The sequence below is a fragment of the Bacillus sp. DB-2 genome, assembly GCF_003315125.1.
Lineage (GTDB): Bacteria > Bacillota > Bacilli > Bacillales > Bacillaceae_G > Bacillus_A > Bacillus_A mycoides.
Genome location: NZ_QNRN01000001.1, coordinates 447,098 through 459,938, shown reverse-complemented (window position 1 = coordinate 459,938; position 12,841 = coordinate 447,098). Strand labels below are relative to the sequence as shown.

Below are 12,841 nucleotides of genomic sequence, written 5' to 3'. Positions count from 1 at the left end.
AACGCTTACATAAAATGTGGTAAAAACGTTCATCAGTTTTTTCCTGGTGGATATGTGGCAATAAAGACATAAGGGGGATGTTTTTATGAAAAAGAAGCATATGGAGACAGCGTTAATTCATCACGGTTATACATCAGAGGAACATAAAGGAAGTTTAACACCACCTTTATTTCAAACTTCTACATTTACGTTTGAGACAGCACAGCAAGGAGAAGCGAGTTTTGCGGGAGAAGATCCATCTTATATTTATTCAAGGCTTGGGAATCCAACTGTGAAATTATTTGAAGAACGTATGGCTGTTTTAGAAGGTGGAGAGGAAGCGCTGGCGTTCGGTTCAGGTATGGCAGCCATTTCAGCAACGTTAATCGGTTTTCTAAAGGCTGGAGATCATATTATTTGTTCAAATGGATTATATGGATGTACTTACGGTTTTTTAGAAGTATTAGAAGAGAAATTTATGATTACTCATTCGTTTTGTGATATGGAGACAGAGACTGGTATTGAAAATAAAATTCGTCCAAATACAAAGCTCATTTTCGTTGAAACACCGATTAATCCAACGATGAAATTAATTGATTTAGAAAAGGTGATCGGGGTAGCGAAGCGAAATGACTTGCTTGTTATTGTCGATAATACGTTTTGTTCACCTTATTTACAAAGACCTCTTGAGCTTGGTTGTGACGCCGTCGTTCACAGTGCGACAAAATATATTGGTGGTCACGGGGATGTTGTAGCGGGTGTAACAATTTGTAGAACGAAAACGTTAGCTGACAAAATCCGTCCGATGCGAAAAGATATCGGAGGTATTATGGCACCGTTTGACGCGTGGTTATTGTTACGTGGATTAAAAACATTAGCAGTAAGAATGGATCGTCATTGTGATAATGCAGAAAAAATTGTATCGTTTTTGAAAAATCATGAAGCAGTAGAAGGTGTTTGGTATCCGGAGGGAGAACTAGCATCTCGGCAAATGAAACGAGGTGGGGGCGTTATTTCTTTTTCAATTAAAGGCGTGAAAGAGGAAACACAGTCGTTTATCAATGACCTGCATTTTATTACAATTGCCGTAAGTTTAGGTGATACAGAAACGTTAATTCAGCATCCGGCAACGATGACGCACGCTGCGATTCCAGCTGAGCTAAGACAAGAAATGGGTATTTACGATAATTTAATACGTTTATCTGTCGGTTTAGAATCATGGGAGGATATCGTTTCTGATTTAGAGCAGGCACTAAAGAAAATATCTACTGTTAGTAATCAATAAAAAAGAGTGAGCTATCGGTTTCGTACGTGATGTACTCAATCGATAACTCGCTCTTTTCTTTTTTAAATATGTTTTAGGAGTGTTTCCACAAACTTTTCTAAATAGCGCTGATCTACTTCATCAAAACGATTTTTTTCAGGGCTATCAATATCAAGTACACCAATGACAGTTCCTTCTTTCACGATCGGTACAACGATTTCTGAATTCGAAGCACTATCGCAAGCGATATGTCCTGGGAATTGGTGAACGTCTGCTACAAGCTGCGTCGTTTTTGTTTCAGCTGCAACGCCGCAAACGCCTCGTCCGAACGGAATACGCACGCAAGCGGGCATTCCTTGGAAAGGTCCAAGAACAAGCTGATTTCCTTCTGTTACATAAAAGCCAACCCAATTAACGTGATCTAAAAATTGATTTAATAGTGCGGACGCATTTGATAAGTTTGCGACTAAGTTCGGTTCGCCAGTTAATAATGCATCCAGTTGTTTAATTACTGTCTCGTATTGCTGCACGCGAGAACCTGCATAACTTTCTTTTGTAAACATGGAAACAACTCCCTTTTTATCGAGATGTGTAAAATATTAGCAAAATACGATGTATTTCACATGACTTTGTCGATAGAAAATTAAAGGAATTTGTCTTAAAAGTCAAGAAATTTAGACTATAGCTGTTCATTGAGAGGAAGTGAGCGCATGAAACAGACGAAACAAAAAGTAATTGATGCGGCAATATCGTTGTTTAATACGAAAGGTTATGACGGGACATCAGTGCGAGAAATTGCAAAGCGAGCGGATGTGAATGTAGCGAATATTTCATATTATTTTGCTGGAAAGCAAGGGTTATTAGAACAGCTTATTACTGATTTTTTAGAAGGATATATTCACGTAATTGAAACGTCATTTGAACAGAGAGAATATTTATCGGCTAAAGATGTGATGGTGCAAATGGTGCGCGGGATTTTACGATATCAATTTGATAATAGAGAACTGACACGTTTTTTTTATAGAGAGCTTTCGCTTGATACGACATTAATTCGTGAAGTGATGACCGTTTATTTTTCTAGAGAAAGATATTATATAGAGCAAATCATTAAACAAGGACAAATGAATCAAGAATTTAAAAAGGTATCTTTTACAATGTTTATGACACAATTAAAAGGCATGATGAATATGCCGTTTTTATATCCACAATATATATCTGAGGTGCTACACTCATTTCCGTCTGAGACGTTTTTCTTAGAAATGTATACGAAGGAAATTGAGCAATGGATGGAACGAACATTATATAAAGCGAGTATGTATTATGAACTACCAAGAGCTGTTCATATGTGAAAAATCCCCACCTAACGAACTGAGGTGGGGATTTTTATATGTTGTTTTCTTTGCCATAAATTGTTGCATACTAGCGCAATAATTGTTAATGAACAGCTAATTGTATACCCAGAAATATGTGATGTAAGGAAAATGATTATGAATGTGTTTCAATGTATGGGCGCGAAACCAATAATTGCGGTTGAAACATCTTATGCAGAACCGATGATTGCGATGGTAGGGGCTGGACTTGGTATAACATTGCTTCCGGAAACCGCTTTACAGTAAGCCGTAATGCAAGGTAACGTACGTACGATTTCTGTAGAACCACCACTAATGCGAAAGATTTATTTCGTCTCTCGTATGAAAGAGAGCTCGTTATCCTGCATTAACTGCCCGTAAAAGCCTTACCTTTATTGCATTTATTTGAGGACGGATAATGGAATAAATGGAATATTAAGAAATATTACAATCACATGTAAAGAAACATGAAATTTTTAAAAAAACTAGGTCAAAAACACGTCATTACATGGTATGATTAGAACATTGTTAGTTGTTAAATATAGGGGAATTCCCTTTTTATACATAATGCCTTCCATTTCATAAACGGAACGGACAAAAAAAGAGATATAACTAGGAGGCTTTTTTGCATGGATTCTATCCTGACGATCGTTATCATTGTAGTAAGCTCTATTCTAGTGCTGCTCATGATAGAGCTTGTGATAAGAAATCGTTCATATAAAGATATTGAAGCACTGGAGCAGTGGAAACAAGAGATAAAAGATAAACCTGTGGCAGATGAACTAAAGCGGGTAAAAGATTTAAATATGACAGGTCAAACAGAAGAGCTGTTTGGTAAATGGCGTGAAGAGTGGGATGAAATTGTATCAACAACTCTTCCGAAAGCTGAAAAAGATTTAGGGCAAGCGCGAAAATTCGCCTCGCAATTCTCCTTCCGCAAAGCAAAGCATGCGATGAAAGAATCCATAAGTGGTTTAGATGACGCTGATAATCGTATTACAGACATTTTAAATGAATTACAGCAACTGTTAGAAAGCCATGAGAAAAATAGCGCGGAAATTGAAGGGTTACGTGATACATATCGTAGTATGAAAAAGAGCGTTCTTGCTCATCGACACATGTATGGAGCAGCTGAGCAAAAAATTGAAGAGATGTTAGATGTTGAATCCGAGAAGTTCAAAACTTTTGAAGAGGCAACAGATAATGGTGATTATTTAAAAGCGAGAGAAATTGTTATTAGTTTAGAAGAAGGTTTAGCAAGTTTAGAAATCGTTATTCATCAAATTCCGGATTTATTGGTAGAGTGTCAAGCGACATTACCAGTTCAGCTGGAAGATTTATTACAAGGTCATGATGATATGATAAGACAAGGCTATGTATTAGAGTATTTGGAAATCCCTAAAGAAGTCCGCGATATGACGACACAACTACACACATGTTTAATGGATATACAGGAACTTCATATAACAGAAGCAGCAGAAAAAGTAGAGAACTTAAAAACTCGTTTAGACAGTTTTTATGATCAACTTGAACAAGAAGTGCATGCGAAACATTATGTGGAGCAAAAAACACTGTCTGTTTATGAAGATTTAGAAGAAATTCGTACAGAAACAATTGAAACGAAAATAGAAACACAACTTGTGAAACAAAGTTATCAATTACAAGACAAAGATATTGAGTCACAAAAAGTAATTGAAAAGCAAATGCATATTTTAATGAAACGTTTTGAAGTGTTACAAATACGCGTTGCTGAACAAGATATTGCATTCTCTATCATTCGTGAGGAACTAGAAGAGGTTTATGAGCAATGTGAAACTTTAAAAGTACTTCATGCAGAATATAAAGAAATGCTGCAAACGATGCGCAAAGAAGAATTTGAAGCACGTGAGAAGTTACAAGAAATGCGAAATACAATTTTTGAGACGAAACGTTTTATGCAAAAGTCGAATTTACCAGGTCTTCCAGAGAGTATTATGGAAGATTTACAAAAAGGGCAAATGGCGATGCAAGCTGTATATGAGCAATTAGAAGTAAAGCCGTTAAATATGAATACTGTAAATAGCAGTTTAGAAGAAGCATACACAGTTGTGAATGGTGTATCTGAAATGACAGAAGAATTAATTGGACAAGCTTATTTAGTTGAAAAACTAATTCAATACGGTAACCGATACCGCAGTCATGATGAGAATCTTGCAGAAAGCTTAAATTATGCGGAGAAATTATTCCGTGAATATCAATACGATGCAGCTTTAGAACAAGCGGCTTCTATATTAGAGCAACTTGAACCTGGTGTTGTTCAAAAAATAGCTGAATATGTAGACAATGAGCAAACCCTTTAATAAAGGGTTTGTTTTTTTGTGTAATTTTGAAGTCGATGTTGCTATAATGAATAGCGGAATACAGTAAGGTTGTTCGTTTCAAAATAAAGTGAAACCATAAGTGATGGGGTTTCATCCACCACTGATTATTAATCTTCACCACTCAGTATGCCTGCAAATGGCCGGGGAAAATGTACACTTTTATATAAAAACGGAACCTTTGAGTAGTCTTAGCGTAATTACACGTATTTGTGATATGATTATATGATGTGATAGCGCTGAAAGGGGAAGAACGATGATCTATTTTGATAATAGTGCGACGACGAAGCCATATCCAGAAGCGCTTCAATCGTACGTAACGGTTGCAGGGAAATATTTTGGTAATCCTTCTTCTATTCATTCGCTTGGAGGAGAGGCAGAGCGTCTATTAACACAATCGAGAACGATTGCGGCACAGCTCCTTCACGTTAAACCTGCTGAAATTATTTTCACATCAGGTGGAACGGAAGGGAATAACCTTGCGATTAAAGGGATAGCGATGAGGAATCGTTCGCGCGGCAAACATATCATTACAACAAATATTGAACACGCGTCTGTGTTTGAAGCATATAAACAATTAGAAGATCTCGGTTTTGATGTAACGTATTTACCGGTTAACGAGCACGGTGTTGTATCGGTAGAAGATGTAAAACGAGCACTTCGTGAAGATACGATTCTTGTGTCAATTATTCACGTGAACAACGAGACTGGAGCGATTCAGCCCGTTACTGAAATTGGAGCATTATTAACGAACTATCCGAAAATAAGATTCCACGTGGACCATGTACAAGGGATAGGAAAAGTACCACTTGATTTATACGCTTCTCATATTGACCTTTGTTCAATATCTGGACATAAATTTCATAGCGTAAAGGGGACAGGTCTTCTTTACGTACGTGATGGTGTAAGATTAGATCCAATCTTATCAGGTGGTCAACAAGAGCTCAAGTATCGTTCAGGTACAGAAAATTTACCTGGTATTGTAGCGATGGTGAAAGCACTTCGTATGACGATGGAACAAGTGAAAGAAAAGATAGTTCATTTGCAAAATTTACAAACAGAGCTGGTCCGTTTCTTTAAAGAGATGGAAACTGTAACGATTAATACATCACTTGAATATGCGGCACCGCACATTTTAAATGTATCATTTGTCGGTTTAAAACCAGAAGTAGTCGTTCATGCTTTAGAAGAGCATGGTGTATATGTATCGACGAAGTCTGCTTGTTCTTCAAAAGCAAATGAAGTGAGCAGAGTACTAGTGGCAATGGGAGTACCGCACGCCGCAGCTACAAGTGCGATTCGCATTAGTCTAGCACCAGACAACACGATGGAAGAAGTAAAACAATTTGAAGGTATTGTTAAAGAGACGATGCCAAAATTATATGAAGTGATGAGGTAAAGAAATATGATGACATATGAATATATTTTAGTTCGTTATGGAGAAATGACGACAAAAGGAAAGAACCGTTCTAAGTTTGTAAGTACGTTAAAAGATAATGTGAAATTCAAATTAAAAAAATTCCCAAACATTAAAATTGATGCAACACATGATCGTATGTACATTCAGTTAAATGGTGAAGACCATGAAGCAATTTCTGAAAGATTGAAAGATGTATTTGGTATTCATAAGTTTAACTTAGCAATGAAAGTACCATCAGAATTAGAAGATATTAAAAAAGGTGCATTAGCAGCTTTCTTACAAGTAAAAGGTGATGTGAAAACATTTAAAATTACAGTGCACCGCTCTGATAAGCGCTTCCCAATGAAGACGATGGAGTTACTTCCAGAAATCGGTGGGCACATTTTAGAAAATACAGAGGATATCACAGTAGATGTTCATAATCCAGATGTGAATGTACGTATAGAAATTCGCAGTGGTTACAGCTATATTATGTGTGGTGAGCACATGGGAGCTGGCGGTTTACCAGTTGGCGTTGGCGGAAAAGTAATGGTACTTCTTTCTGGTGGTATCGATAGCCCGGTAGCAACGTACTTAACGATGAAACGCGGCGTATCTGTGGAAGCAGTTCACTTCCATAGCCCACCTTTCACAAGCGAGCGCGCGAAACAAAAAGTAATCGATTTAGCACAAGAGTTAACGCAATACTGTAAACGTGTAACACTTCATCTTGTTCCATTTACTGAAGTGCAAAAAACGATTAATAAAGAAATTCCATCTAGCTATTCTATGACAGTTATGCGTCGTATGATGATGCGTATTACAGAGCGTATTGCAGAGGAGCGTAATGCACTTGCAATTACGACTGGTGAAAGTCTTGGACAAGTAGCGAGCCAAACGTTAGATAGTATGCATACGATTAACGAAGTGACAAACTATCCTGTTATTCGCCCGCTTATTACGATGGATAAATTAGAAATTATTAAAATTGCAAAAGAAATTGGAACGTATGATATTTCAATTCGTCCATATGAAGACTGCTGTACAGTGTTTACACCAGCAAGTCCATCGACGAAACCGAAGCGTGAGAAAGCAAATCGTTTTGAAGCGAAGTACGATTTCGCGCCGTTAATTGAAGAGGCTGTAGCGAACAAAGAAACAATGGTATTACAAACAGTAGAAGTAGTGGCTGAAGAAGAAAAATTCGAAGAACTTTTCTAAACCCATAAATTACCACATTCAAATGTGCATGAAGTCATGTTGTTTATCACACTCTATACTCACAAGGAGGTGATACAACATGGCAAGCACAAATAAATTAGCAGTATCTGGTGCTCAAGCAGCATTAGATCAAATGAAATACGAAATCGCTCAAGAGTTTGGTGTTCAACTTGGAGCTGATGCAACATCTCGCGCTAACGGATCTGTTGGTGGCGAAATTACTAAACGTCTAGTTTCACTAGCTGAGCAACAATTAGGCGGTTACCAAAAATAATCCCATATACGATGGCTTAGAAAGAGCGGGTTCTCCCGCTCTTTCTTTTTGTCGTTTTCGTCGTTATTTGCCGATGAATCGTTATGTTAAAAACATCGTCGCTATACATTCATACATCAATTCGACATAAATATAAAAAAATTGTCAAAAGAAGAGGGTTCAAAATTTACTGAAAATTCTTTATTATATAAGGGAGGCATAGAAATAAAGGAGGATGTTATATGAAGAGAGAGGAATTGTTAGCGCCGCCGTCTTATAATTTAGTTTCGGAAATAGAGAAATATACGAGTGATAAAGAGAAGCTTGCTTTAATTTGGCAAGATGATAAAGGGAATAGACGAGAGATTACATATTTTGAATTAATGCAAGGTGCGAATAGAATTGGAAACGCTTTTATAAAAAGTGGCTTACAAAAAGGGGACAAGCTCCTTATTATGATGCCGCGCTTAATTGAAGCTTACATGACGTATATTGCTGCGATTAAAGCAGGATTTGTCGTTATTCCAAGCTCAGAAATGTTGCGTAAAAAAGATATCGAGTATCGTATTGGGCACGGAGAAGTAAAGGCTATCGTAAGTTACGAACCGTATATTGGACAATTTGACGGCGTAGAAGCGGTGGAATCTCTTCAAAAATTCGTCCTGAGCGAGCGATCAGTAGATGGATGGACGAATTTAAAAACAGCATTAGAAACGGAAAGTGATACGTTAGAAATGGCGAAGACGGATAAAGAAGATATGGTCTTTTTATCTTATACGTCAGGGACGACAGGAAATCCAAAAGGAGTTGTTCATACGCATGCCTGGGCATACGCTCATTTACGTACAAGCGCTCCGAACTGGCTCGGAATCGAAGAAGAAGATGTTGTATGGGCAACGGCTAGTCCAGGTTGGCAAAAATGGATTTGGAGCCCGTTTGTAGCGACTCTCGGTTCAGGTGCAACAGGATTTGTATATAACGGCAAATTTGAACCAAAAACATATTTAAATTTATTAGGTGATAATAAGGTGAATGTACTTTGTTGTACACCGACTGAGTATAGATTAATGGCAAAGGTAGAAAACTTAAGTGAGTACGATTTAGAAGCTTTACATAGCGCTGTATCGGCAGGTGAGCCGTTAAACAGGGAAGTCATTGAAACGTTCCAAAGGCATTTCGATATTACAGTAAGAGACGGCTATGGGCAAACGGAAAATACACTGCTTGTTGGAATAATGAAAGGGATGGACATTAGACCAGGATCAATGGGAAAACCGACGCCAGGAAATCATGTTGATATCGTAAATGAAGAAGGAACTCCTGTACAGGTAGGAGAAGTTGGTGATATTGCAGTTCACATTGAAACACCAGCACTCTTTAAACAATATTATAAAGACGATGAGCGCACAGCGATGCAATTCCGTGGTGAGTATTATATTACGGGTGATAAAGCGAAAAAAGATGAAGAAGGCTATTTCTGGTTTGAAGGGCGCGGTGATGATATTATTATTAGCTCTGGCTATACAATCGGCCCGTTTGAAGTAGAAGATGCGCTTGTAAAACATCCTTACGTAAGAGAATGTGCGGTTGTTGCAAGCCCTGATGAAATTCGGGGAAGTGTCGTGAAGGCATTTATCGTATTAAGAGAGAATATAGACAAGGACGAAGAAACATTAATTCCAGTGCTCCAACAACACGTCAAAGAATTGACTGCACCATATAAATACCCTCGCAAAATTGAATTTGTAGATGAACTACCAAAAACGATTTCCGGAAAAATTCGCCGTATTGAACTTAGAAAACAAGAAATGGAGCTTCCTTCAAAATAATTTTGAAAATAGGGAAGTAAATAGTTGAATGAAATGTAAAACGATGATATTATAAAAAACGAACACAAGTTCGATTTTATAAACTAAAAAAAGAGGTGTCCGTATGATTTTAGGTATTAATCCGTACTTAGTTTTAGATGGTAGTGGGCAAGAAGCTGTACAGTTTTACAAAGAGGCGTTAGACGCAAAAGTAGAAGTAATGCAAACTTTTGGTGACATGCCTGAAAATCCAGAATACCCAATTCCAGCTGAAGCGAAAGAGCGCGTTTTACATGCTACTTTAAAAGTTGGTAATACGGACCTTATGATTTCTGATACATTCCCAGGTCAAGGGCATGCAATCGGATCTCAAGTAACAATCGCAATTCAAATTAATAATGCAGAAAAAGCGAAAGAAGTATTTGATAAGTTACAAGAAGGTGGAGAAGTTATTATGCCACTTCAAGAAACGTTCTGGAGCCCAGCATACGGACAATTAAAAGATAAATTTAGCATTGAATGGCAAATTACAACGAACCCTACTGAACAAAATTAATTTTTGGAAAAGTACCATTTTTAATCGAAATGGTGCTTTTTTTATACGTACTAATTTCGTAGACTAAAGGAAAAAGGGGATGGGCATATGGGAGAAATTTGGTATGGCGGCACCATTTACACAATGCGAGAAGAGAATGAAAAAGTAGAAGCCGTTTACGTCGAAGATGGCGTCATTGTTGATGTGGGGAATAAAGAAGCGTTAGAGAACCGATATTCTGCGGTGAAGTTGTACGATTTAAAAGGGAAAACGATGATTCCAGGTCTTGTTGATAGCCATATGCATCTTATTGGGCATGGGGAGAGGTTACTTCGTCTAGATTTATCAAATTGTACATCTTATAAAGAAGTGCTTACTCTTGTTCAGAAGCGCGTAGAAGAAGCGCCAAAAGGATCTTGGATTATCGGAGAAGGATGGAATGAAAATAATTTTACAGATACAAAACAAGTTCATGTACGTGATTTAGATGAAATCTCTAAAGAACATCCGATTTTATTAAAGCGTGTTTGTCGTCACGTGACATGGGTGAATTCATACATATTGCAAGAAGCGAACATAACAGAAGCGACGCAAGATCCAAAGGGCGGGAAAATTGGCCGTGATGTGTCAAATAATTTAACAGGACTTTTATATGAGCAAGGACAAGAGTTAATTAAACATGTTCAGCCCGAAATAGATGGAGTGTATTTGCAAAGTGCTCTGCAAACAGCGATTTCAGACTGCTGGCAATACGGACTCGTTGGCGGACATACGGAAGACTTAAATTATTATGGCGGCTTTCAAAAAACGTACAATGCGTTTTCACACGTTATAAAAGAAATGCGGTTTAAAGCGCATTTACTCGTTCACCATGAAGTAGCGAATGAACGAAAAGAATATGAAAATGAGCACTATATTGAATTTGGTGCGATGAAAATTTTTTCTGACGGCTCTTTTGGCGGAAGAACAGCTTTATTAAGTGAACCGTATGAAGATGCGAAGGAAACAAATGGAGTTGCCATTTTCTCACGTGAAGAGCTTGCAGGTTTAGTGAAAAAAGCACGAGATTTACATATGCCAGTTGCGATTCATACAATTGGTGATTTATCGCTTGAATATGTCATTGATGCGCTTGAATTACATCCACCAGCAGAAGGATTACGTGACCGTATTATTCATTGTCAGCTAGCTCGTGAAGAGTTGATTGAAAGAATGAAACACTTGCCAGCTATTATTGATATTCAACCAGTCTTTGTTTCATCGGATTTTCCATCAGTGATTGAAAAACTAGGAGACCATCGTCTTCGTTATGCGTATGCTTGGAAGACGTTACTGGACGCAGGATTACACTGTAATGGAGGCTCTGATGCTCCAATTGAACAAGTGAATCCGTTTTTAGGTATATATAGTGCTGTTACACGTAGAAGTTTTATTGATGGTGTATGCTATATGCCAGAAGAAAGATTAACGGTATATGAAGCTGTCTCTTTATTTACGACAGGAAGTGCGTATGCAATTGGAAAAGAAGGAAAGCGAGGACAAATTACAAAAGGATATGAAGCAGACTTTACGATATTAGACCGCAATGTTTTTGAAATTGAGGCGGAAGAAATAAAAGAAGTACAGGCAGAAATGACCGTCATTGATGGGAAGATTGTTTATAGAAAAGACGTGTGAAAATATATCGACCATAACTTGAAATATATCAGCGATTATTAAAATATATCGACTTACTGACAAAAGCTGACAATAATGGCGACTGCATAGTAAGAGGTGGCTGCCCACACCAATCGGGGGAAATAAAAGACCGCAGAATTATGGAATCCCATAATTCTGCGGTTATTTTAATACTATAAAAATGTTCTCTGTACTTTTTCCCAGAAAGAGTTGTTTTTTAATTTAACAGTTTTAATTTGTTTATCGCTTAAACGAACAACGGCTTTCTCCACTTGCTTAATGCTAAGTGCTTCGTTATCCATGCCGATAACAGGATAATCATTACCATCTGGTTTAAGTGTTAAAGTTAACGTGCGCTCGTGATTTAAAAGAAACGGTGATCCGAGTGTACGGTATGTGTTGTTATTTAAAGATGCTAGTTCGCTTACTTGGAAACATGGGATAAGTGGATCGACAACTGCACCATGTAATGATTTATTGTAAGCGGTACTTCCTGTTGGTGTGGAGATAACTAATCCATCACCTCTAAAGGTTTCGAAATGTAAATTGTCGACGTGTACATCTACGACAAATGTTTTAATGATACTAGAGCGTAATGTGAATTCATTTAAACAATGGAAAGATGTACCGTGATCTACATCTACTTTAATTGTTGGATATTTTCGCACTTCAATTTCGTTTTTTGTAATTTCTTGAAGGGCTGTATCAACGTGATCGATGTGGAAATCGCAGTAGAAAGAAATTTCATCTTTCGTAGAAATACCTGCGTATAAGCAATCTTCTCTAAAGCCAGTTTTACGAACGGCTTGTAAGAAAGTTCCATCATCTCCAACGCTGACGATAGCGTTTGCATTTTTTGGATGATCTAATATGGTAAATCCATTCTCCTCTAAAATACGATATACTGGTTTCATTTTTTCAACGAGCGTTACTTTGTCATCACCATAAAAGAAAAATAAATTGCGACGATTTGCCATTATGTATCCCTCCACTGCAGTT

11 protein-coding genes and 2 pseudogenes are annotated in these 12,841 nt (G+C 37.5%); 10 read left to right on the top strand and 3 right to left on the bottom strand.

The window, feature by feature from the left end:
- The first annotated feature begins 85 nt into the window (after positions 1 to 85).
- Positions 86 to 1,264, top strand: coding sequence for a methionine gamma-lyase (gene megL / locus DET63_RS02445; RefSeq protein ID WP_113935741.1), 1,179 nt, complete (start codon positions 86 to 88; stop codon positions 1,262 to 1,264).
- A 62-nt stretch (positions 1,265 to 1,326) separates the two neighbouring features.
- On the opposite strand, the gene DET63_RS02440 is transcribed toward megL, so the two are convergent.
- A complete protein-coding gene (locus DET63_RS02440; RefSeq protein WP_113935740.1) occupies positions 1,327 to 1,806 on the bottom strand; it encodes a GAF domain-containing protein in 480 nt (159 codons plus the stop codon).
- Between the two features lie 147 nt (positions 1,807 to 1,953).
- On the opposite strand from DET63_RS02440, the gene refZ reads away from it, so the two are divergent.
- Positions 1,954 to 2,592 (top strand): forespore capture DNA-binding protein RefZ, encoded by a 639-nt coding sequence (gene refZ, locus DET63_RS02435; RefSeq protein WP_002164973.1) that lies wholly within the window; start codon positions 1,954 to 1,956, stop codon positions 2,590 to 2,592.
- Positions 2,593 to 2,603: 11 nt separating this feature from the next.
- Here refZ and DET63_RS31000 read toward each other — a convergent pair.
- Positions 2,604 to 2,732 (bottom strand): annotated as a pseudogene (locus DET63_RS31000) (EamA family transporter); the annotation flags it as partial.
- On the opposite strand from DET63_RS31000, the pseudogene DET63_RS02430 reads away from it, so the two are divergent.
- The 8 genes and pseudogenes from DET63_RS02430 to DET63_RS02395 form a co-directional block, all read left to right on the top strand.
- Positions 2,680 to 2,973 (top strand): annotated as a pseudogene (locus DET63_RS02430) (LysR family transcriptional regulator substrate-binding protein); the annotation flags it as partial. The pseudogenes DET63_RS31000 and DET63_RS02430 sit on opposite strands and share 53 nt — an antisense overlap.
- A 248-nt stretch (positions 2,974 to 3,221) precedes the next feature.
- The gene (gene ezrA / locus DET63_RS02425) at positions 3,222 to 4,931 is read left to right on the top strand and encodes a septation ring formation regulator EzrA (protein ID WP_002129414.1); all 1,710 of its coding nucleotides are present in this window, start codon (positions 3,222 to 3,224) and stop codon (positions 4,929 to 4,931) included.
- A gap of 274 nt (positions 4,932 to 5,205) precedes the next feature.
- Positions 5,206 to 6,348, top strand: a complete 1,143-nt coding sequence (locus DET63_RS02420; RefSeq protein ID WP_113935739.1) for a cysteine desulfurase family protein — start codon at positions 5,206 to 5,208, stop codon at positions 6,346 to 6,348.
- Positions 6,349 to 6,354: 6 nt separating this feature from the next.
- On the top strand, positions 6,355 to 7,569 hold the full coding sequence (gene thiI, locus DET63_RS02415; RefSeq protein ID WP_002034334.1) for a tRNA uracil 4-sulfurtransferase ThiI: 1,215 nt from the start codon (positions 6,355 to 6,357) through the stop codon (positions 7,567 to 7,569).
- 79 nt (positions 7,570 to 7,648) lie between these two features.
- Positions 7,649 to 7,843 carry an alpha/beta-type small acid-soluble spore protein gene (locus DET63_RS02410; RefSeq protein ID WP_000168891.1) on the top strand — a complete coding sequence of 65 codons (195 nt, stop codon included), beginning with the start codon at positions 7,649 to 7,651 and terminating at the stop codon, positions 7,841 to 7,843.
- Positions 7,844 to 8,064: 221 nt separating this feature from the next.
- Positions 8,065 to 9,651 (top strand): acyl-CoA synthetase MbcS, encoded by a 1,587-nt coding sequence (mbcS, locus tag DET63_RS02405; RefSeq protein WP_113935738.1) that lies wholly within the window; start codon positions 8,065 to 8,067, stop codon positions 9,649 to 9,651.
- Between the two features lie 103 nt (positions 9,652 to 9,754).
- Positions 9,755 to 10,186 carry a VOC family protein gene (locus tag DET63_RS02400; RefSeq protein WP_002129408.1) on the top strand — a complete coding sequence of 144 codons (432 nt, stop codon included), beginning with the start codon at positions 9,755 to 9,757 and terminating at the stop codon, positions 10,184 to 10,186.
- A gap of 87 nt (positions 10,187 to 10,273) precedes the next feature.
- Complete coding sequence (locus DET63_RS02395) at positions 10,274 to 11,842, top strand: amidohydrolase (RefSeq protein WP_113935737.1); 1,569 nt, start codon at positions 10,274 to 10,276, stop codon at positions 11,840 to 11,842.
- Positions 11,843 to 12,015: 173 nt separating this feature from the next.
- Here DET63_RS02395 and DET63_RS02390 read toward each other — a convergent pair whose 3' ends face one another.
- The gene (locus DET63_RS02390) at positions 12,016 to 12,819 is read right to left on the bottom strand and encodes an NAD kinase (RefSeq protein ID WP_002015552.1); all 804 of its coding nucleotides are present in this window, start codon (positions 12,817 to 12,819) and stop codon (positions 12,016 to 12,018) included.
- Positions 12,820 to 12,841 lie beyond the last annotated feature (22 nt).

Excerpts from the sequence above, each read along its gene's own strand:
- megL (WP_113935741.1), top strand. The coding sequence starts at position 86 with ATGAAAAAGAAGCATATGGAGACAGCGTTAATTCATCACGGTTATACA.
- DET63_RS02390 (WP_002015552.1), bottom strand. The coding sequence starts at position 12,819 with ATGGCAAATCGTCGCAATTTATTTTTCTTTTATGGTGATGACAAAGTA.
- DET63_RS02440 (WP_113935740.1), bottom strand. The coding sequence starts at position 1,806 with ATGTTTACAAAAGAAAGTTATGCAGGTTCTCGCGTGCAGCAATACGAG.
- ezrA (WP_002129414.1), top strand. The coding sequence starts at position 3,222 with ATGGATTCTATCCTGACGATCGTTATCATTGTAGTAAGCTCTATTCTA.
- DET63_RS02410 (WP_000168891.1), top strand. The coding sequence starts at position 7,649 with ATGGCAAGCACAAATAAATTAGCAGTATCTGGTGCTCAAGCAGCATTA.
- mbcS (WP_113935738.1), top strand. The coding sequence starts at position 8,065 with ATGAAGAGAGAGGAATTGTTAGCGCCGCCGTCTTATAATTTAGTTTCG.
- DET63_RS02420 (WP_113935739.1), top strand. The coding sequence starts at position 5,206 with ATGATCTATTTTGATAATAGTGCGACGACGAAGCCATATCCAGAAGCG.
- DET63_RS02395 (WP_113935737.1), top strand. The coding sequence starts at position 10,274 with ATGGGAGAAATTTGGTATGGCGGCACCATTTACACAATGCGAGAAGAG.
- DET63_RS02400 (WP_002129408.1), top strand. The coding sequence starts at position 9,755 with ATGATTTTAGGTATTAATCCGTACTTAGTTTTAGATGGTAGTGGGCAA.
- refZ (WP_002164973.1), top strand. The coding sequence starts at position 1,954 with ATGAAACAGACGAAACAAAAAGTAATTGATGCGGCAATATCGTTGTTT.
- thiI (WP_002034334.1), top strand. The coding sequence starts at position 6,355 with ATGATGACATATGAATATATTTTAGTTCGTTATGGAGAAATGACGACA.